Origin of the sequence: Methanosarcina acetivorans C2A, assembly GCF_000007345.1 — an archaeon.
GTDB lineage: Archaea > Halobacteriota > Methanosarcinia > Methanosarcinales > Methanosarcinaceae > Methanosarcina > Methanosarcina acetivorans.
Genome location: NC_003552.1, coordinates 2,703,035 through 2,723,217, shown reverse-complemented (window position 1 = coordinate 2,723,217; position 20,183 = coordinate 2,703,035). Strand labels below are relative to the sequence as shown.

The window sequence follows — 20,183 nt, the reverse complement described above, 5'->3', positions numbered from 1 at the left end:
CCTTTTGTGAAATTCACGTGTTTAATATCTGACAGTGGAAATAAAGGGATAAATTTTCAATAAAATGCCATTATTGGAATTAACCTCATATTTTCTCAGGATTCTAACATGATTTTTCGATGGCTGATAGAATAGCGTATGACTTAGGTGTCGGTATTGGTAAAGAGTAAAACTCAATAGACAAATTTGCTAATGGTAAGTTACAGTAGGTCACAACACTTTTCGGATAGGCGCTAAGTACCCGTTTGTCCTTCTACTCCATTTCCAGTACCCGGTTGAACTTATCAACGTCTATTAGTTCCTCGATGGAATCTTCTATCAATTTATTCAAAACATCCGGCCTAAGCGCGTCTACTCATAAAATATTGAGACACATAAAAAACCGAAACCTATGAAACCGGAAAAAAGCATTGGAAACACAACAAACCGGAAAAAATTTACATGGGTTGAAAAACAAAACGTTTTCTCTTTCTCTTTTTTCAGACCCTTATCTGTTCTCCATAGAAACTTTCTGAAGCAAAGTTGCTGCTCCCTGGGGATAGTGAATTCAGCTCACTGGCGGTTTCACTTAAAGAAAGCATGAAATCTGCCCTTATCCTTAAAATGAGCACTTCGGGCTGCACGCAGCAAAAAAGGGTTGGTTCGCCTTCAATTATCCTGACGTAACCTTTTTTCTCCATCCCTCTTAGAGTTCCATAGATCTTGGGTCTCGGAACTCCCGCACTTTCGGCAATATCACTTGCTTTTGCCTGCTTCAGGCAGACAAGAGACGCGTAAACTTTGGCTTCGTTGCCGGTAAACCCCAGTTTCTGGAGGTTCTCAATAAGTCTAAGAGTCATTCCGGTTTCCTCCATCTTTCACGTGCTAAGATCTGATCTATACAATATTCTTTATCATCTGAATATTCTTCATCATCTGAAAGCTCCAGTACTCAATAATTTCACACAGCTAAGAGTTCCCCTGAGCCAATCGCATTACCTTGGTCTTGCAGACCGTCTGGCATCTACTTTCCTCAGGATTCTTACCATCGTCTCAAGGCTCCGGTGAAAATCCTCAACGTCCTTGTCATCAACAAACTCTAGGATTTCATCAGCCATTTCGGTAGTAATCTGGCTCAGGCAATTGTAATATTCAAGCCCCTTTTCAGTGAGAGAAACAAGCACTTTTCTCCTGTCTCCAGGGTCGGTTTTCCGGAACACAATCCCTTTCTTCTCCAGATCATCGACCATCCTCGTCAGGCTGCTCTTTTCCAGGCCGGTATATTTTCCAAGCGTGGAAGGCATAATTTCTCCTTCGATCCCTATGATCTTAATTACCAACGGCTGATTCTTGCTCAGTTCCCTAAATTTGCCTGCAATTTTTTTCTGAAAGGTCTGCTCAAAAATCAGGTTATCGAGAGCATCCCTTTCCATTGACAGGAGAATGATCTTACTAAGTGTTGCCTCATCCATTTTCTTTATCATCCCTTTTTACCGGATTCCACCGAAACCTTTTCCGAAAAACTGGCCTTTTATTACCAGAATATGATGATTCCCATGCAACAAGTTGAATTTTCAATTATACTAAAAACAATAATTGATATATCAATCGTTGATAAATCAACTACAATTTGATTGTATTTATACGTTCCGATACTTCCACAAATAAAACATTAAATGAAAACAAATGCTTGGAGAATTCACACGTTATAAAATATCTCTAAAATATCTCTCTATCAGCCTGTCAGGCAGCTCTTCGCGAAAAGTGGAAAGAAATAGAAGGAAGAAAGAAAAAACTTTAAAACACAGTAAAAGCAGACTTCAGAATGAGAAGACCTCTCTCCTGCGTCTCTTTACTTTACCACTGTTTTAGTTAGCCCTCTTGAGCGTAGCTCATTTCTTCCCATAAATAGTCTGTTTGAGCGGAGCGAAACGGACCGCGTACTGCAGAGCCGCAACTCTGCCGGACAAAAACAGTTCAGTACAGCAAATAATGTTGTACGGGTTAGAGAAATCGTAATGGATCCACTTGAGTGAAGCTTGCTATCCAATCCTTAAATTTGGCCTCTTGAACGAGCGCAGCGAGTGAAAAAGGACTGAAGGTGGGGACTGAAGGTGGAGATTGCAGATAGAAACTGCAGATAGAGACAGCAGGCGGATTTACAGACTTAAGTTTCTCGAAGTTTCTCGTAAATCCTGTCGATATGTCCGGAACGTGTGATTATGAGAAGCTCGTCTCCTTCTTCAAGCTTCGGATTTTCCCGAGCAAGGATAAAGTCATTGTTTCTGTAAAACCCGATACATTCGGTATTTTCCGGGAACTGAACCTCAGAGATCCTTTTGCCGGCATGCTGCTCCCCTGTTGTGAAGCTGATTACGCGTACATCAGCCCTGATGAGGTTACTCAGCTCGATTGTGTCAATTCCGCGCAGGGCATCGGAAATAATAGTTGAAGAGATATGAGGCGGGTTAATCGGAGAGCTGATCCCCAGCTTCTTTGCAATTTCCATAAACTTCGTATCATCGGTTTTGACAATAACCCTTTCCACTCCTGCCTCCTGTGCGATCAGCCCGATCAGGATATTGTCCTGGTCATGGTTAGTGCAGGCTACAACCGCATCCGTGCAGTCCATTCCTGCTTTTTCAAGGATGTCCGGGTGAGTGCCTTCGGCATTTATTACGGTGCAGTCAAGCTCTTCAGCAAGCTCTCTCGCAACTTCCTCGTCCTTTTCTATAAGGACAACCTCATTTCCCTGCCGGATCATCGTGTGAGTCAGGTGCATCCCCAGGGAACTCGCTCCAATAATAATTAATCTCATTTTTTCTTTCCTTTTCTGTGACTTATTTCTTTATCTAACGGGCTCTATTTTCATAACCTTTTTTTGGTCTCTTTACTCTTATTTCTCTCTTTTACCGGCTTCCTCTAAATTTACCATATATCTTTTACTCTTTTTCTCTCTGAATCTCATTCATGCTGTGTCTTTCGAACTTCTTTTTTCTCCGGTATTCCTGTTTATCTCAAACCAGGTCCTAGGCAGGAGCAAAATAAAGAGCGGAACTATCTCCACTCTCCCGAGCAGCATATCCGCACAGAGCACAAGCTTGAGCAGGGACGGCATTCCGGGAGTTGTTACGCCTGTTGAGAGCCCTGCTGTCGCCAGAGCGCTCGAAGTCTCAAAAATAGCATCGGCCGAGTTTATCCCGTAAAACATGAAAATGAAAGCTGAGAACACGAGTACAGCCAAATAAAGCAGGACGTAGGTCATGATTCGATAGAAATCGTCAGGATCAACTACCTGGGACTTTACCTTGAGAGGGGTAATCGCCTCCCTGGGGAGGAAAAAGCGATAGAAGACCAGCTTTATGAGCTGCACGATTACGATCAGCCGGAAGAGCTTGATCCCTCCTGTAGTCGAACCTATGCTGCCCCCTATACACATGATTGCACTGAGAAAGCCTTTTGAAGCGTCGGAAAGAGGAGCCAGGTCTATAGTGGAAAAACCGGTTCCGGTAAGGGCTGATACTACCTGAAAAACAGCATCCGGCATCATATGAAACAGTTCAGGTCCACCCTCCCCTCCTGAGAGAGTTAAAACAAAAAGGGCTGTCCCGAGTAGGGAAAGCCCGAACAGGTATCTTACCTGAGGGTCTCTGATAAGCGTGCCGGGTTCCTTCAGGACCTCCGGGTAGAGCGAGAAGCTGATCGCACCCATTATGCAGGAAACGGTGATCAGGAACGGGATCAGGAAGCCACCATAGGCTCCGATGCTTCCAGCCTGCGTTGAAAATCCGCCCGTAGAAATCGAACTCAGGGTATGGCAAACAGCATCATAAAAAGGCATGCCGCTGAAAAGCAGAAGCAGCAGTGAAAGCAAGGTCAGGACGAGGTAAACCGTCCCCAGGGTCCTTGCAGTTGTAATTACACTCGGGCGGATCCGGCTTTCCCCGAAGTTCACCCTGTAGAGCCTGAAAGCCGTAGTCCCCGGGCGGATAAGGATTCCAAGCACTAGCACGATTATGCCTATTCCCCCAATCCACTGCAGCCAGGAGCGGGTGAAGAAAAAAAGCCGGGTGGGAGAAGGCGGGGCAAGGCTCAGGCCGGTTGTTGTCAGGCCCGAGACACACTCGAAATAAGCGTCCAGAAAGGGCATACCGGTTGAAAATGCCATTGGAACCGCGCTGACCAAAGAGCAAAGGGGGAAGGTAAGAGCTGCAAGAATCAAGGCTTCTTTAATTTCAAGTTCGAAGTCAGGAAGTACCTTCTGGAGTAAAAAACCCGTCCCTGCAGTTACAAGGGCACTGCTTCCGTAGATCACGGCTGCATCTGTTTCCCCAAGAACAAAAGCAGCAAGTACAGGGACGAGCAGGACTGCTGAAAAGACAAGCAAAAGATGCCCGATGTACCTGAGGACAGCAAGGGGGTTTACTGGAGAGACAAGCTCATACATAAAAGTCAGTAATATTTTTTTATTTATTTAAGTCTGTTTAACTCTGGAAGAGAGGTGAGAGGTGGGAGAGAGATGGGAGAGAGGCTGAGAAGAGAGGCTGAGAAGAGAGACTGAGAAGAGAGAATTTCTCTCTTCATGCATTAAGTTCGCTCTCCATGTATTAGTTCTCTCCAAGTCTTGGTTCCCTCTCCATGCCGCATTTTTTACAGGACTCCTCCCTGTTCAGGTATTGGTAAGTCCTGCCTGACGTTTTTTCCTGAGTCCCTGTAATTTCTCGAAAATGTCCAGCTTCTTTCCCCTGTGGCTGTCCATCAGGACTATCAGGGGCGGGAAGATTACGAAAGTGACGATCATTGCCAGGAGGACATCTATGACCGTTACCAGCCCGAAGCTGCTAATCATCGGGAACGGCGAGGCTATCAGGGCGGAGAAACCAAATACTGTTGTGGCCCCCGAAGCAATAAGGGCTGTACCTGTAGTAGACGAGGCCTGATAGATAGCATCCACAGGACTCAGTCCCGCATCCCTTTCCTCAAAATAGCGCTCCATCATCAAAATCGAATACTCAGACCCGACTCCGAGGATCAGGGCACCCATAACTGCAGTCATAGGGTTATATGCGATATCCATGGCAGTCATCACCAGGCCTGACCAGCCGATAACGACCAGCATCGGGATAATTGGAGAAAGAGCCTTCACAATGTCCCGGTAAACTACCAGGAGTCCGATAAGAACCAGGAAGACCCCAAGCAGAGTCATCATACTTCGGCCTGTTGTAAGCCCGGCAACCATGTCAATGATAACTACCGAGTTGCCAGTTATTGTAACCGTGACACCAGGGGGCGGCTGCATCCACTGGATATCTGCAAGGACAATATCTCGAAGCTCTTCTATGCCTGTAATTTCAAGGTCTGCCATAGCGGTTCCTATATCCAGATCGATATGAAGCAGCTGACCTCCTTCGATATATTCCCCTTTCTCGCTGGCGGGGATTTCATCGTATATCGCCTGTATTTCCTCGGAAGTCTCGGGAATCGTCCCGCCATTCCGTTCTTTTACAAGGTCCACTATGCTTGTGGCACTGTAAACATGCCCTCTGTTTGCAACTTCGTGCTGGGAGAACTCATCCATCCACTCCAGCAGTTCCGGGTCACTTGCGTCATCTACTTTCAGAATGACATTAAGGTGGTCTCCCGAACCCGACATGATACTCTGCATGTTTTTGTAGTTGATCAGGGAGGGCATGTCTTGAGGAATGAAGGAATTGGTATCAGTCTGGATGGGGATTGACTGGTCGGCATAAAGCCCTGCACAACAGGTCAAAAAGGCAACTACAAGAATAACGGTAGAGTGTCTGATGGTAAAACCGGTAACTTTTTTCAAGGCTTTTTCAATTGCTCCGGGTTCATGTGTCGGAATATTTCCTGCACATAGTGAATTTTCCAGGTCTCTTTTCGGCCCATTGTTTCCATTTTCACCTACTTTACCCTCTTCATCCCCCTTTTTCCTGAACAGCCCACACGGGTTTTTCCGGGCAATCCAGTCAAAACTATAGAGAGTTACCAGCCCGAAAAAGAGCGAGGAAAGATAGCACATGATTACCCCGATGAGCAGGAGTTTGCCAAAGTCCTGGATCATTGGGACAACGGAAGTAAAAAGCGAGACAAAACCGAGAGCCGTCATTGCAAGCGCGATCAGTACGGCAGGTGCGGTATTCTTGACCGTAGAGACAAGAGCCTGCGAAGAAGTTTTGCCACAGTGGATTTCCTCTTCCATACGGTTGTGGAACTGAATGGAATAATCAATCCCTATCCCGATAAGTACCGGAAAAGCCGCCATGGAAACCATTGTCATGGGCACTCCAAGATATCCCATTGCTCCGAAAGTAAAAAGGACTCCAAACAGCACAACAGGAAGTGGGAGCAGCCCCCACCTGACGTGCTTAAACACCAGGAGAAGAACGACTACCATCAGGATTCCTGCAATTCCGAGTAGCACGCCCATACTGGCTCCCATTTCACTTTCAATGTCGAGCCTGAGAGAAGGGCTGCCTGTAACAGTAAGTTTGTAGCCGGGAGGAAAATCAGCTTCTTCTAACGCTATTTCAATATTATTGATAATGTCTTCCTTCTGCTGGCTAGTACTGCTCCCTTCGATCTGGATAACTATGAGCGTGTGGGTTTCATCAAGTACAAGATTCTCAAAATATTCCGGGTAGCTCTCAATCGATTCCCGTACTTCCCGATCCGAATTAGGGATTTTTGACCTGCCAGACTCAGCATAGTTAATTTGCTTCATTATGGATGCAGCACTTGAAACCTTGGTAACTCCCGGAACCAGCAGAGCCTGCTGCCCCAGCCTGTCGGCAGCTTTCACGACGTCCTCGGTTTTCACATCGTTTCCTTCAACCATCACAATGACGCTCTCTGTGCTGAAAGTGTTCAGAAAGAGGTGGTCATAGTCCTTGTACAGCTGCGAATCTTTTGATACCTGGGTCTCGGTTCCGGATGCCATTTCGATATATTGGGCACCTTGCAAAGATAGCAGAACCAGCAAAAGTACGACAGCCATTATGACGGGACGGTTGTTCAGAATAAAAATTCCCAGTTTTTCAAAGACGTTTTTTATAAGGAATCCCCCTTAGGAGACTTGTTTTTCAGTCAATTTTTTTCAGCCAGTTTTTTTCAGCCAGTTTGTTTTTCAGCCAGTTTGTTTTTCAGCCAGTTCATTTGCCAACCACTTTATTTTCCAACAATTCAGTTTTCAGTCTATTTTTTCATTCCATTTTTGAACAAAATCACTGGACAAATAGCAATACAGCAAAAGTTACGGGACTGATTTCGGTACAAAAATAGCCCGAATAACACCGGAAAACTGCCCTGGAACCTTTTTAACACCTCATCCCGAGTTCTACAGATTTTTCGGAGCTGAGGGGTTTCCTTTCAGGGTTCAAAGCATGGAGCCAGCAGAAGGTTTCGTTCAGAGAGAGTAAAAAGTCATTCCTGATCCTTGTGATCAGTTCCTCCGGACTTATACAGCTGAAACGGATCGGTTCCCCCTCAATTATCTGTACGTATCCTTTCTCTTCCATCCCCCTCAGGACTTTGTACACCTTGGGCCTGGGAACTCCGCTAGTTTCATAGATTTCCCTTGCAGTTGCCGTTTTCATACAGACAAGGGCAGCATAAATCTTGGCCTCGTTTTCGGTAAAGCCAAGTTTCTGCAGGTTATTAATAAGTTTCAGAGTCATGCTTTCTCCTCATGAAAAGAAGCTAAAAACGAAAGTTTTGCATTGGTTCGATATAATCTCATGTTAATATTGATGCCCCATTTGGGGACCCTATTTCGAAGCTTCCGGTCCCGAGCTCATTTTTTGCTTTCCATTGCAGAATCGATTTTTCTCAGGACTCTCAACATTGTTTCAAGGCTCTTTTCAAAATCCCTGAAATCCTGCTCTTCACCCAGCCCAAGGATCTCGGCAGCCATCTCCTCAGAGATTTTATTCAGGAATTCGTAGCACCTCTCACCTTTTTCAGTTAGGGAAACGAGGACTTTTCTCCGGTCTTCAGGATCGCTTTTTCTCCGGACAAATCCTTTCTCTTCCAGGGAATCCACCATTCTCGAAAGACTGCTCCGGTCCATACCCATATAAGTCCCGATTGTAGAGGGCATGATTTCCTTTACCATTCCTATCAACATAATAACTAGAGGCTGGTTTTTGTTAAGTTCCTTGAGTTCGGCGTTTTGAGAGGCGGCTATTTTGTGGAAAAACCGATCTTCAAATATTTTAGTATAAAGTGCCTGGAATTCAAGGTTCATCAACCTTACTTTTCTACTGCATTCAGGGTCCATGTTTCCTCCGGGGAGTTACAAGACAGTAATAGTTGACATTTCAATTGATGAAATCTCAATGGTCAATATGTGGATAGTTTGAATATGGATTGATGTAAAATCAACAAAGTTGTGATAATCGAAAGGATACAATCCTATTTAAAAATATCCATCAACAAAATTTGCTTTCATTTTCAGGAATTTTCTCTGAGATTGAAATTAGACTCTAAAGTCATTCGGATAGTTATGAGTCCCGAATAAATGCATTAATTCTGAGAATATACATTAATTTTTACTGTCAAATATAGTGACAATTACATTTGGATAAAATTGAGTATATAGATGAAAATATTTACGATGTACATCGCTCATTTCAATTATTACAATTGGAAAATATATTTAACCCCAACCTATATAGTCCTATAAACCTTCTTAAGAAAAGAATGGAATTAATTCGAAAGTTCAATCGATTCGAGTTAAAATATTTGCTTACTATAAAACAGGCAAATGAATTAAAGGAACAAGTAAAGCATTACCTTATTCCGGACCCTTACAGCTGGGCATCGGGTGATTATGTAATCACAAGTCTCTATTATGATAGCCCGGACCTCCAATGTTACTGGGAAAAAGTCAACGGGATTAAGTTCCGAAAAAAATTACGAATTCGTTTTTATGAAACAAAAGAAAAGCTGACAGAGGATTCACTCATTTTTGTAGAAGTCAAGCAGCGCTATGACAAAACTATTCAAAAAAGAAGAGTTGAAATGAAATATAAGGATTCGTTGACCCTATGCAACGAGAGAATAATTCCAGAACATAACGAAGAGGATACGCCTGTCATAGAAGAAATTCTTGCAATGGTTGAGGAAAGAAACCTGCAGCCAACCCTGATCACAAGTTATTTCAGGCATGCTTTTGTCGGAACTGATTACGATATTGGACTGAGGATAACCTTTGATTCAAACATAAGATACAGGATAAACGACCTTGATCTGAACTCTAAAAAACCTGGACGCTTTATTGTATCACCTGACAGGGTTATTCTCGAAATTAAAGCCAATGAAAGAGTACCTTTCTGGCTTACAGAACTAATTGCTCAGAACAACTACAGGCTTGTAAGAATCAGCAAGTACTGTACCGGGCTTGAAGTTGAAAAAGAGTTCCCTAGAAGAATTGAGGCGTACTAAAATGGCATTGGAAACCCTTGAAGACATTTTTGCTTTTGAAGATTTAAGCGGGACATTCACAATCACGGATGTTGTGGTGGGTCTGCTCCTGTCTTTTATCTTACTATCAGCAATTGGATGGCTCTATAAAAGAACACATAGAGGAACATCTTACACTCAAAGTTATGTTCATACTCTTATAATGATGGGCCTGGTCGTTGACATAATTATGTTGATTGTCGGCTCAAATATTGCACGAGCATTTTCCCTGGTAGGTGCACTCTCAATAATTCGTTTCAGGAATGCGGTTAAAGAAACACGTGACGTAGGTTTTATTTTCTTTGCAATGGCTATCGGAATGGCAACAGGGACAAGATTCTACCTGCTTGCAATAATTGCAACAGCAATAATCGGCACCCTGATTTTCATCATGTATGAATTTGACTGGTATTCAAGACCTGCAATAAGTCAGATCTTAAAAATTCAACTTGACAAAGAAGTAGACTTCGAGAAATTATTTGGCAAAGTATTTGTCAAATACACCTCATCAGCAGACCTTATAGGAATAGATTCTGTCCGTTCAGATACCGGCACGGAGCTTGTGTACAGTGTAATTTTAAAGAAAAAAGCAAACAAACATGAATTTATCGAAGCCATCAAAAAACTGAACGGAAATCAAAAAGTGTTCTTAATCACAGGATACAACACAACGGACCTCTGAAATTAGTTGGAGTTGAGAAAAAATGGATATGCGGCTTCGGAGATATTATTGGGTAATCTTGCTCTTCATTTTATCCGTTTTTTCTCTGCTCTGCTTTTTTGGAGATTCTATGATAATTCCTTACAGCACGGATGCAAATTATCAGGAAAAACTCAACACGATTACAATTGAAAACAATGTGGATATTTTTGACGACAGCATGATTCACAAGGTCCAGATTGATATGGATCGGAAAGATTACGAATCCCTTATAGCAACTTACGAAGAGACAGGTCTGAAAGAATATTTTAAAACTGATGTCGTTATTGATGGCGTAACTATTGACGACGTAGGGGTTCGTCTGAAAGGTCAGATGACTTTACAGCATGCCTTCAAAGGCAGCTCATACATCGACAGTATGCAGCTTCCTTTTTTGATAAAATTCGACAAATATGTAGACGGACAGAATTATCGGGGAATTACCGAACTTGCAGTCCGTATAGGGAGCAGCGATTCCCTGCTTGAAGAGCCTCTTGCACTTTATGCCCACAGCATATGCGGAGCGGTCGTCCCGGAGTGCTCCTATGCAAGTGTGACGGTTTCAGATCTGGATCCCGCTTATTATGTAATCTGTGAACAGATTGATGAAAGTTATCTGGTGAAATACTTTAATGACTACGACGGAGTATTATACAAAGCCGGAAACTTCGTCGACCTGACTTACAAAGGCGATGACCAGACAGAATACATGAGCGATTTTGAGCAGAAAACACAGGTTAACGAAGAGGACCTTGCACCCCTGATCTCGTTTTTAAAATTTGTCAGCGAATCGAGCGATGAAGAGTTTGAAGAAGAGCTACCATACTGGCTTGACGTTGATGCCCTGATCACAATGATGGCAGTAAATGACCTGGTTGAGAATTCGGACTCATTTTCGGGAATGAACAGCAACTATTATTTCTACTACAACCCTGAAACCGAGAAATTCATAATTCTGGCGTGGGACATGAATCTTGCATTCGGTGCAATGATGGGACAGGGAAATATGCAAAGGGGAGGCGCATTTGAGAATATTGAAGGAGGGGAAAACAGGACAATGAGAAGCGGCCCCGAAGGAATGCAGCAAGCTCCTGATTTTGAAAACATGGGCAATTTCACACCCCCGGCAGCTCCAGGAAACATGGAAAACTTTACAGGACCTGAAAATATGGGCAATTTCGGGAAGCCTCAGGATAATATGGACAACTTCGGCAATATTACCGACGGTTTTGAAGGCCCTGGAATGCCCCAAAATAATATGAGTAACTTTGGGAATGTTCCCGGGATGGGAGAGCTAAATGGAAACTTTGAGCAGGGAGGGGTTAACAGAGGAGAAAGAGGAAATTCACAGAATGGGGAAAACACCTTAAAAACCCGCTTCTTCGCAAATGAGAATTTCAGTGCAATGTATGAAGAGAGATATCTGGAGATTGCAGATACTATCTATGGTAATGACCTGCTCCTGGAAAAGTTGGATTTGATCTCCAGTACTTTTACGGAATACAACTCAGTGCATAACCTGTTAAATCAGGACGATTATGACAAAGAAGTCGAGGATATGAGAAACTATATTGAAGAAGAAAAAGAAGAAGTAGCTAAATAACAAAAATCTTTTACCTTCCTTCATCTCCTTCATGCTTCAATCTTTCACGCTTCAATCTTTCAATGCTTCAATCTTTCAATAAAACCCTTTTTACCTCTTCAAGTTCCCTGGTAAACTCATTGTATACAGTACAAATATTTTAGTCTGGATTTTCTTTCACACATCTTTTAACTTATTGTGTCAACGGCGGTTAAGAATTCCCCATTTTCGGCGGATTAAAATTCCCCAATTCTCAATCCTTGAGAAAAGTTCGAGGATTGTGAATCATGCTGAAAAAGGAGGATTTATTCTTGATTCGAGATTTAAGTTCACAAAACTTGAGCATTAGTGAAATCGCCAGACAAACCGGTTTTGACAGGAAAACTGTGAGGAAATATCTCCAGCTGAAAACCTTACCTGAACCCCAGAAACGTCCCGGAAGAAAGAGCAAGCTTGATCCATATAAACCTTATATACTCAAAAAGCTTGAAGAAGGCTCCTACACTACTGCTCGGCTCTATCGGGAAATCAAAGAAATGGGTTTTGATGGAGGAATGACCATCGTCAAGGACTTTGTAAGAGAAGTCCGACCTCAGCAGGGAGTCCCTGCTGTATTCCGCTATGAAACAAAACCAGGTGTACAGGCTCAGGTTGACTGGGCAGAGATGGGAACAGTTGAGGTTGATGGAAAGATAAAGAAACTCTTTTGCTTCAACATGATTCTTGGATATTCCAGGATGAAATATGTTGAATTTACACTGGGCATAGACACTTCCACTCTTATCCAGTGTCATCTGAACGCCTTTGAGTACTTTGGAGGATTTACACAGGAGATTCTCTATGATAACATGAAACAGGTTGTTATCAAAAGAGCCTTAAAATCATCAGATTCTGAATGGAACTCACAGTTTGAGGATTTCTTCAAATGCTTTGGTTTTATTCCACGGTTATGCAGGCCTTACAGGCCTCAGACAAAAGGTAAAATTGAAAATACGGTAGGCTATGTCAAGAGGGATTTCTTCCTTGGAAGACGATTTACCTCTCTCGAAGACCTGAACGCCCAAGTTCACAGTTGGTTGGAAAGGGTAAATTCAACTGTCCACGGAACAACCTATCAAATCCCCCTTGAACGTTTTAAGGAGGAGAAACTGATCCCTCTGGATCAGGTTCCTCCTTACAAAGTTGTCCATAAGGAGACCAGAAAGGTCTCCAGAGACTGTTATATTTCGTTCCTTGGAAATAAGTATTCTGTTCCTTACAGGTTTGCAGGAAGAACTGCAGAGCTTCAGATTTTTGAAGGAATATTCGAGGTCTATGTTGATTATGAGAAGGTTTGTGAACATGAAATTCTTTCAGGTAATTGTAGGGTTTCCAGAAAAAAGGAACATTTTCAGGGCCTCCTGAGTGAGATTCTTAAAGAGAATTCAAAATGCAAGAAAGAATTACAGATTCCGTTGAAGTTCTCAGGTCCTGAAGTTGAAAAGAGGTCTCTTGACATCTATGAAACATTCAGTGACGGTGATTTTGAATGAACAATTTCAGCTATGAGAGACTTCACAGTAACCTGCAATACCTCAAACTGAATACTATTGAAGAGGTTCTGGACAACTATCTTGAAATTGCTGCAAGAGATAGCAAGACAACAATGGAAGTACTTGATTATCTGTTTGAACAGGAAAAGAAGCACAGAGAAGCTGCTGCAATTGAGAGAAGGATGAAAAGTGCAGCATTTCCTGTGAAAAAGACGCTTGATGAATTCGATTTTGAGTTTCAGTCATCTATTGATAAAAAAGTCATAGAAGACCTTGCAACGTTGAGATTTGTTCATAACGTAGAAAACGTTGTTTTCCTTGGTCCTCCCGGAGTTGGAAAGTCTCATCTTGCAATCGCTCTTGGGATTGAAGTAGCAAAAGCAGGGATTTCGGTTTACTTTACCAATACAGGAAACCTTATCGAGAAGTTGAAAATAGCAAATCGAGAAGGAATGCTTGAAAAGAAACTCAAAGGCTTTATGAAATTTAAAGTTCTGATCATTGATGAAATGGGTTATCTCCCATTTGATGAGGAAGGAGCTCACTGTTTATTTCAGTTGATTTCCAGACGTTATGAAAAGAGTTCGACCATCTTTACGTCAAATAAATCATATGGAGAATGGGGAGAGATATTCAAAGACCAGGTAATAGCGGCTGCTGTACTTGATAGAATTCTCCATCACTGTACTACAATTAACATCAGAGGAGAAAGTTACAGGCTGAAAGAAAGGAAGAAACATGGTATAAAATCAGGAAATATCTACCAGTAATTTCTAACAAGTTTATGAAAAATTGAGTAAAATTTATATCAAAAGATGGGGAAATTTAAACCGACCAATGTGGGGAAAATTAAACCGCTGTTGACAATTGAAACTACATCGAAAAGGATTTCTGAAAAACCGGATCAAAACATAATTGCAAGTCTTAAATAGAATCAAGCCAAAGACTTAGAAAACAGACCTAAAACAGTCTTCAAAAAACTCTTTTATCCCGGAATTATCTCACAATGGAACCATTTCATAACTAAAACCATCCCCCAACTGAAACCAGATACATTAAACTCTTTCATTACTGAATTATCTCATAAAATAACAAACCGGGAGGCTGGAACCTGAAAGAAACTCTCCTCGAAATCAAATCGGAATTTGCAGACTACTTCAAAGAACGCGAAGCCGAAATAAACGGCTCCCTCCTTGCTGTCCTTTCAGGAGAAAACCTGCTCTTTCTGGGCCCCCCCGGCACAGCCAAGACCCAGCTTGCCAGAAGCATTTGCCAGACAATTGAAGGCGGGAACTTTTTTAATTACCTTTTAACAAGCTTTTCAACCCCCGAAGAGATCTTCGGGCCTCTTTCTTTAAAAGCCCTTGAAGAAGACGAGTTCAGGAGAAACATCAACGGCTGCCTCCCGACGGCCCATATTGCTTTGCTGGACGAGATTTTTAAGGCAAGCAGTGCTATCCTCAACAGTCTCCTGACCATACTGAACGAAAGAAAATACCATAATGGGAGGGAGATAGTCGATGTCCCTCTGCTTTCGGTCTTCGGGGCTTCGAACGAGCTTCCGGAAGAAGACGAAAGTTTAGAAGCACTTTATGACCGTTTCCTGTTCAGGTACAGGCTCTCCTATATCCAGAATGATGAAAACTTCAAAAATCTCCTTTTCAGAGCACCTGAGGACTTCAGGCCTGCTGCAAGCATTCAGGTTTCAGAAATCGAAAAGCTTCGCAGAAGCTCAAACTCCCTGCCTGTTGACCCTGATGTTGAAGTTATAATCACGGAACTCCGGAAAAACCTCCAGCTGCAGGAAATAGAAATCTCGGACCGGCGCTGGAAAAGAATTGTTCAGGTCCTGAAGGTTGCAGCCTGCAGCAGCGGCTGTCCGGCTGTTGACAGGACAATGATCCTTTTGCTCCAGCACATGCTCTGGAACTTGCCCGAAGAGCGGGAAACCATCCGAAAAACAGTTTTCAAACTCGTAGTATCCGGCGGGACAAACACCGAAAAACTCCGCCTTGATGCGGAAGACCTGAAAACGGCACTCAGTATCGCCCTGAAAAACGAGCTTCCCGTTGGAATCATCTGCGACAGTTGCGGGGAAGAATTCCAGCTTAGAGATAAACTGGAGCTGCACCATACTGCCTGCCCGAACCACAGCTATACTCTGAAGCAGGAAGGAAATTCGAGGATCTATCCTTATGAGAACCTGGTAAGGGAAATTGATTCTCTCCATGAACGTTCAGGGAAGAAAAATACCCTGTCTCAAAGTCAGAGAGCGGTTTTTGAAAAAGAATTCGAAACCCTGGCTGGAAGAGTAAATCGAGTAAAACAGCGGCTTGAGGAAGAAAAGGAACTGCTCAGAAATCTTATGGATTCAAACATCTGGCTTTCAACCCCTGACAGAAACGAAGCCCTGCTCCTGCACGACGCAGGAAGCACACAGCTTTCCGGAACAGAAACCCTGATCGGCGAAATCAAAACCCTGCTGGGCTTGCAGCACAAAGAATTCAGGTCTGGAGAGCTCAGGCCTGCAAAACCAGGATATTCAGATACTTCCGACCCCCATGCATCAAAAATTGAAGCAAAAGTCCAGGTACCGGATTCAGGCAGCAATTCCAGTGGTTTTATGAAAGGGCTCGGGTCCAGATTCAAGCTCAGATGAGAAAATGAGGTGTTGGTACGGAAGATTCAACCGGTTTTCTGAGCAGTCCTGATAGAGCCTCTTCTGAGTCATACTCTTTTTTTTCCAGAAACAGGCTCTGGCACGAAGCTCTTTCTGTTCAGAGACAGGCAGCTTCCCTGCTGGAAGGTGAACTGAGAAGCACCATTGCTTACCCCCGCACGATTCCCCGCCCTCTGCGCGAGAAGATAGCCGAAGTGATTGCCCTTGAAATCCTCTTTGAGCAACCGTATGAGATAAAAGATGCTGAAAGGTTCATAGAGCTTTTCGGGGCATTTTACCCTATCTTTCTTGCCCTGAGAAACTCAGGGCCGTGGCCAGGGCTTCAAAAGATTACAAAAAGGAGTCGAGGAGCAGGAGTTGCATGTCTGAAGCTGCTTCTGCCTCTGATCTACGACCTTATGGAACGCTTTTCAGGAGCTAAGAATAGCGGTTCGGAAAAAGAATTGTTCATGAGGCTTGATGCCGAAACTGGAGCCATCCTCAGGGAGTTTGAAAAAATCCTTAAACAAACCCTCCTCCTCTGGGCAGGCGGGAATCCCGAGGATCTGGTAGCCCGGAATGTTCAGTCTTCTGCCCAAGTTTCCGGAAAGTCCGACATTTACGAAGCCGTCCTCAATTTCATGCAGAAGGATGGGTGCCAGGATTTTCTTGACGGGATGCTGGAAGGGCTCTACTCCAGAATGCAGGAGTTCATCTCCGAAATGGAAGAAAACCTTGACCTTTTCGATACCCTCGCCCTTCTTTTCCCTGGAAGGAGCTGGAGTTATTCCGTAAAGGAGCTTAAAAAAGAGCCATTTTATGTCCAGCTTAAGATGCTGAAAAATTACTCGGCTTTTTTTGAAAAAAACCCTGACCTGAGAAGAATCGTGAACTTTATAGGCAGGAGGGAGTTTGACCCCCCATCCGACCGCATACGCTATTCGCCTTTTGGGAAAAACAGGATTCAGACCGTGCGCTTTTCGGACTCGATAAACAACCTCCTGCCCATGGAAGCCGCAAAGCTCCTCAACCCGGCTCTGAAGCGGAAGTTCTATGCTGATATGCTTGAAGGAAAACTCCTGAGCTACCAGCTGCTCGGAAAGCACTATACAGGTCCTCCCAGAATAAAACCGCGAGGGCCCATGATCACTCTCGTCGATACCTCGGGTTCCATGCACGGGACCCCGCAAACGCTTGCCAAGTCTGCCGTGCTTGCCATGGCAAAGCTTATGCTTGCCCAGCAGCGAGACATGAAGGTCATTCTTTTTGCCTCCACAAGCCAGCACCTGGAAATCGAACTCAGCAGCAGGAAAAAGATGTCAGAGAGGTTCCTGAACTTCCTGCTCTATACCTTCGGCGGCGGGACGGACTTCAATACAGCGCTTGCTTCAGGCCTCAGGTCCCTGAAAGAAAAGGACTTCCAGGGAGCAGATCTGCTTTTTATTACCGACGGGAAGTCCGAAATCTCTGATGAGCTCGTCCTTGCCCGCTGGGAAGAGGCAAAAAAGAAGTATAACGCAAAGGTCTACTCGCTGATAGTAGGAGGCAGCGGAGCCGGCGGGCTTGCGGAAATATCGGATTACACGTATACAGTGGAGATGGAACAGGACAATGAGGGCTCGGGCGGGAGGGTAAAACTGATAAAATGTGAGACAAGGAAAGCTGAGACTAACAAAACGTGAGGCCAGGGAAACTGAGAACGATGAAATGTGAGACAAGGGAAGCCGAGTAAAAATGCAGTGATTTTCTCTTACGGCTAATTAATATAAAAATAGAAAACGCGAAGAAGTATACCTGCCTTTTTACGTGAACGGGTTTGGAGTATACTTAAAAATAATGATCAAAATCAATAAAGAAATGAGAAGGGATATAGCTGCACAGATAATTTTTTTTATGTCCATTTTACTGCTCCACTGAGATTTTAAGGGTTGTAACCTATAAAAAACGTTTCATTTTATATGAGAACGTTTTGTTTGTGAGATAAAATGAAACGAAGAAAGGTCATTTAAGATTCGGAAAGCTTAGAGTTCCGTTGCCCGGATTTCCTAAATCTACGGGATCGAAACTCTACTTTCGGTTTCTTCGGTTTCCCCTGCGGTTCCAGAACATGGTTCTTAAGACAGTGAAGTCGATTTTATGTAAGGACCCGGAATCATATTTAATTTTAAGACATGCTCTTGGATTTCTCGATTCTGGAAATATTCAAGCATATTGGTACCTGGATTAGTCCACATGTATGAAACCAGGATTTTGTGCAGGCTTGTCTCCACTGATAAAGATTCCCATATGAATCATATTTGTTTTTTTATCAGCTGTAGGAGATGCATAACTGAAAGTGTGCCAGCGTTCTACGAACTCATCATGTGGAATATACCCTCTGCTGCCAAGTATCCATGGGTCTTCAAAGTACACATTTTTGCTGTCTATGCCTATGACTACCATGTAGTGACTGCTCGCATTCATTTCCCAGGTTTGATCCTCATTCTTCCAGGCCTGAAGTCTAACTATTACTGGAATGCCCTTATTAATGGAGTCTCTCAAATCGTCCAGTGTCAGGTTCTCCCTAATCTCGGCTCTAAGCCCCATTTTTTCTGCCCCTTCTACGATGCCGCTGGGGGTGGTGCCCTTGCGGTCAGTCTCTCCGAGAGTAGTATTGACGAGCTCAATAAACTGGCCTTCTCCCATATCTTTACCGCCCCAGTAGCTTACTACAGCCTGAAAGCATGAAGCTCCACACGAGTAGTTGGTGGATTGGCGCACATCAGGCACCTGTAACAACATAGTTGTGCCATTCTCAGGAACTACACATTTAACTTTGATCTCACTGGCGCCTGCAGGTATTCCTATAGCGATTAATATTGCCAAACCAGCAACGCTTAGAAAAAATGCTGCTTTTCTTATATTCAAACTCTCAGTATCTATTTTCATAGACGTATCCCCACAAAATTTAAATTAGGAGAAGAGACCAGGTTTTTGCTAAAGAGTTTAAAGCAGGCCTCTTCAATTAAAAATCGATGAAACTGCTTTCTTGGTGTTTGAGTACAGTGTAAAAATTGGCTCGAGTTATTTGTTGACATATTTAATATTTGGTCAATAATATCGTGTTTAATATTTATTTAAATATAATACTATAATATTATAATTATGAGAAACAAGATTTCGAAACAAAGTAGCTGATTGAATGTATAAGGTAATAAAAAACTATGAAACCTGTAAAGAAACAAAAATCTCATCCTTTTAAATCCCGTTGTGAGATCAAGTTGAATTTTAAGACACTCTCAGTTGAATTTTAAAACACGTTCTTAGTAGTTTTATATCCATTAAGCGAGAAAACATAATCCAGTTTCCTGCGCATTTCTTTGTCACTGAAATTTGAAGAGGATACAGTTTCATCTAATCTGACATTGTTTTACATGTAATGTTTTAAATAAAAATGAAGAGTTATCAGTTTAGTAAATTTTATAGAATTATTCACGAACTATTTCTTTCAGGTGAAAAAAATGGGAAGCAAGAAACTGATCCAGGACCCTCAGCAAATCGAATCCATCCTTTCAACCGCCAGATTCCTCCGCCTCGCCCTTTCCGACGCCGAAAACCCGTACATCGTCCCCATGTCCTTCGGCTATAAGAAAAATGCTATTTATCTCCACAGCTCCCAGAAAGGCAGGAAAATCGAGATCCTTAAAAAGAACCCCAGGATCTGTTTCGAAGCCGCCGCCGAAACCGAACTTATCATCGCTGACGACCCCTGCAATTATAACGTCCGCTACAGAAGTGTTATCGGGTTCGGGCAGGCAAAGTTTCTGGAAGCTTACAATGAAAAGGTCGATGGGCTTACCGTGCTTTCCGAGCATTACGGAAAAAAGGGGCCGTTTGAGTTTGAGGAGTGGAAGGTTAACAGGCTGTGCGTGATCAGGATTGAGATTGAGAAGATGACCGGGAAAGAAAGTGGTTTTTAATCTGCTTTTCTCTTAAATTGTTAAAGCCTTCAATGAGGAGTTTACTGTAAAGTACTGTAAACGTGGAAATTTAACAGTGGGTCTCATGTTATTGAATTTACTGTAAAGTACTGTAAAGGCTAAAATTTAACAATAAAACCAAGATTATAGTTTACTGTTAATTATTGGAGAGATTGAAGCTTAACAGTAATCTTCCTGTTGCCTTATTGGAGAAAATTTCCAAGATTTTTGAGTCATCATAGGTAGCTGAATTTGATTAGCGGTATATTAAATCCGGAAATAGTTTTGT

At 43.0% G+C, this 20,183-nt stretch carries 16 protein-coding genes; 8 read left to right on the top strand and 8 right to left on the bottom strand.

Annotated elements, in window-relative coordinates; genetic code table 11:
* Positions 1-479: 479 nt before the first annotated feature.
* From MA_RS11465 to MA_RS11435, 7 genes are all read right to left on the bottom strand, one after another.
* A complete protein-coding gene (locus MA_RS11465; protein WP_048066321.1) occupies positions 480-839 on the bottom strand; it encodes a TrmB family transcriptional regulator in 360 nt (119 codons plus the stop codon).
* A 135-nt stretch (positions 840-974) separates the two neighbouring features.
* On the bottom strand, positions 975-1,463 hold the full coding sequence (locus MA_RS11460) for a MarR family winged helix-turn-helix transcriptional regulator (protein WP_011022193.1): 489 nt from the start codon (positions 1,461-1,463) through the stop codon (positions 975-977).
* Between the two features lie 683 nt (positions 1,464-2,146).
* Positions 2,147-2,797, bottom strand: coding sequence for a potassium channel family protein (locus MA_RS11455; protein WP_011022192.1), 651 nt, complete (start codon positions 2,795-2,797; stop codon positions 2,147-2,149).
* 150 nt (positions 2,798-2,947) lie between these two features.
* Positions 2,948-4,426: a TrkH family potassium uptake protein gene (locus tag MA_RS11450; protein WP_011022191.1), complete on the bottom strand. Its 1,479-nt coding sequence runs from the start codon at positions 4,424-4,426 to the stop codon at positions 2,948-2,950.
* A gap of 222 nt (positions 4,427-4,648) precedes the next feature.
* Positions 4,649-6,997, bottom strand: a complete 2,349-nt coding sequence (locus MA_RS11445; protein WP_157860186.1) for a hydrophobe/amphiphile efflux-3 (HAE3) family transporter — start codon at positions 6,995-6,997, stop codon at positions 4,649-4,651.
* A 319-nt stretch (positions 6,998-7,316) separates the two neighbouring features.
* Positions 7,317-7,676, bottom strand: a complete 360-nt coding sequence (locus tag MA_RS11440) for a TrmB family transcriptional regulator (RefSeq protein WP_011022189.1) — start codon at positions 7,674-7,676, stop codon at positions 7,317-7,319.
* Between the two features lie 116 nt (positions 7,677-7,792).
* Positions 7,793-8,278: a MarR family winged helix-turn-helix transcriptional regulator gene (locus MA_RS11435; protein ID WP_011022188.1), complete on the bottom strand. Its 486-nt coding sequence runs from the start codon at positions 8,276-8,278 to the stop codon at positions 7,793-7,795.
* A 464-nt stretch (positions 8,279-8,742) separates the two neighbouring features.
* Between MA_RS11435 and MA_RS11430 the strand changes: the two genes are divergently transcribed.
* The 7 genes from MA_RS11430 to MA_RS11400 all read left to right on the top strand — a co-directional run bounded on the left by MA_RS11430 (position 8,743) and on the right by MA_RS11400 (position 17,617).
* Complete coding sequence (locus MA_RS11430; protein WP_052279155.1) at positions 8,743-9,444, top strand: polyphosphate polymerase domain-containing protein; 702 nt, start codon at positions 8,743-8,745, stop codon at positions 9,442-9,444.
* 1 nt (position 9,445) lies between these two features.
* A complete protein-coding gene (locus tag MA_RS11425) occupies positions 9,446-10,144 on the top strand; it encodes a DUF4956 domain-containing protein (RefSeq protein WP_048065331.1) in 699 nt (232 codons plus the stop codon).
* 109 nt (positions 10,145-10,253) lie between these two features.
* Positions 10,254-11,765 (top strand): CotH kinase family protein, encoded by a 1,512-nt coding sequence (locus tag MA_RS11420; RefSeq protein ID WP_157860185.1) that lies wholly within the window; start codon positions 10,254-10,256, stop codon positions 11,763-11,765.
* Positions 11,766-12,031: 266 nt separating this feature from the next.
* Positions 12,032-13,276, top strand: a complete 1,245-nt coding sequence (gene istA / locus MA_RS11415; RefSeq protein WP_011022184.1) for an IS21-like element ISMac9 family transposase — start codon at positions 12,032-12,034, stop codon at positions 13,274-13,276.
* Positions 13,273-14,046, top strand: a complete 774-nt coding sequence (gene istB, locus MA_RS11410; protein ID WP_011022070.1) for an IS21-like element ISMac9 family helper ATPase IstB — start codon at positions 13,273-13,275, stop codon at positions 14,044-14,046. Before istA ends, istB begins: the two co-directional genes overlap by 4 nt.
* A 341-nt stretch (positions 14,047-14,387) precedes the next feature.
* Complete coding sequence (locus MA_RS11405; RefSeq protein ID WP_011022183.1) at positions 14,388-15,935, top strand: AAA family ATPase; 1,548 nt, start codon at positions 14,388-14,390, stop codon at positions 15,933-15,935.
* A gap of 215 nt (positions 15,936-16,150) precedes the next feature.
* Positions 16,151-17,617: a vWA domain-containing protein gene (locus tag MA_RS11400; protein WP_011022182.1), complete on the top strand. Its 1,467-nt coding sequence runs from the start codon at positions 16,151-16,153 to the stop codon at positions 17,615-17,617.
* Positions 17,618-18,158: 541 nt separating this feature from the next.
* Here the strand turns inward: MA_RS11400 and MA_RS11395 are convergent.
* Entirely contained in the window at positions 18,159-18,863 is a 705-nt protein-coding gene (locus MA_RS11395) for a C39 family peptidase (protein WP_011022181.1), read from the bottom strand.
* Between the two features lie 572 nt (positions 18,864-19,435).
* Here MA_RS11395 and MA_RS11390 point away from each other — a divergent pair.
* Positions 19,436-19,894 (top strand): pyridoxamine 5'-phosphate oxidase family protein, encoded by a 459-nt coding sequence (locus MA_RS11390; RefSeq protein ID WP_011022180.1) that lies wholly within the window; start codon positions 19,436-19,438, stop codon positions 19,892-19,894.
* Positions 19,895-20,183: the final 289 nt, after the last annotated feature.

What these genes read in the sequence shown, in the direction of transcription:
- MA_RS11465 (WP_048066321.1), bottom strand. Translation starts at nt 839, where the DNA reads ATGACTCTTAGACTTATTGAGAACCTCCAGAAACTGGGGTTTACCGGC.
- MA_RS11460 (WP_011022193.1), bottom strand. Translation starts at nt 1,463, where the DNA reads ATGATAAAGAAAATGGATGAGGCAACACTTAGTAAGATCATTCTCCTG.
- MA_RS11455 (WP_011022192.1), bottom strand. Translation starts at nt 2,797, where the DNA reads ATGAGATTAATTATTATTGGAGCGAGTTCCCTGGGGATGCACCTGACT.
- MA_RS11450 (WP_011022191.1), bottom strand. Translation starts at nt 4,426, where the DNA reads ATGTATGAGCTTGTCTCTCCAGTAAACCCCCTTGCTGTCCTCAGGTAC.
- MA_RS11445 (WP_157860186.1), bottom strand. Translation starts at nt 6,997, where the DNA reads ATGGCTGTCGTACTTTTGCTGGTTCTGCTATCTTTGCAAGGTGCCCAA.
- MA_RS11440 (WP_011022189.1), bottom strand. Translation starts at nt 7,676, where the DNA reads ATGACTCTGAAACTTATTAATAACCTGCAGAAACTTGGCTTTACCGAA.
- MA_RS11435 (WP_011022188.1), bottom strand. Translation starts at nt 8,278, where the DNA reads ATGGACCCTGAATGCAGTAGAAAAGTAAGGTTGATGAACCTTGAATTC.
- MA_RS11425 (WP_048065331.1), top strand. Translation starts at nt 9,446, where the DNA reads ATGGCATTGGAAACCCTTGAAGACATTTTTGCTTTTGAAGATTTAAGC.
- MA_RS11420 (WP_157860185.1), top strand. Translation starts at nt 10,254, where the DNA reads ATGATAATTCCTTACAGCACGGATGCAAATTATCAGGAAAAACTCAAC.
- istA (WP_011022184.1), top strand. Translation starts at nt 12,032, where the DNA reads ATGCTGAAAAAGGAGGATTTATTCTTGATTCGAGATTTAAGTTCACAA.
- istB (WP_011022070.1), top strand. Translation starts at nt 13,273, where the DNA reads ATGAACAATTTCAGCTATGAGAGACTTCACAGTAACCTGCAATACCTC.
- MA_RS11395 (WP_011022181.1), bottom strand. Translation starts at nt 18,863, where the DNA reads ATGAAAATAGATACTGAGAGTTTGAATATAAGAAAAGCAGCATTTTTT.
- MA_RS11390 (WP_011022180.1), top strand. Translation starts at nt 19,436, where the DNA reads ATGGGAAGCAAGAAACTGATCCAGGACCCTCAGCAAATCGAATCCATC.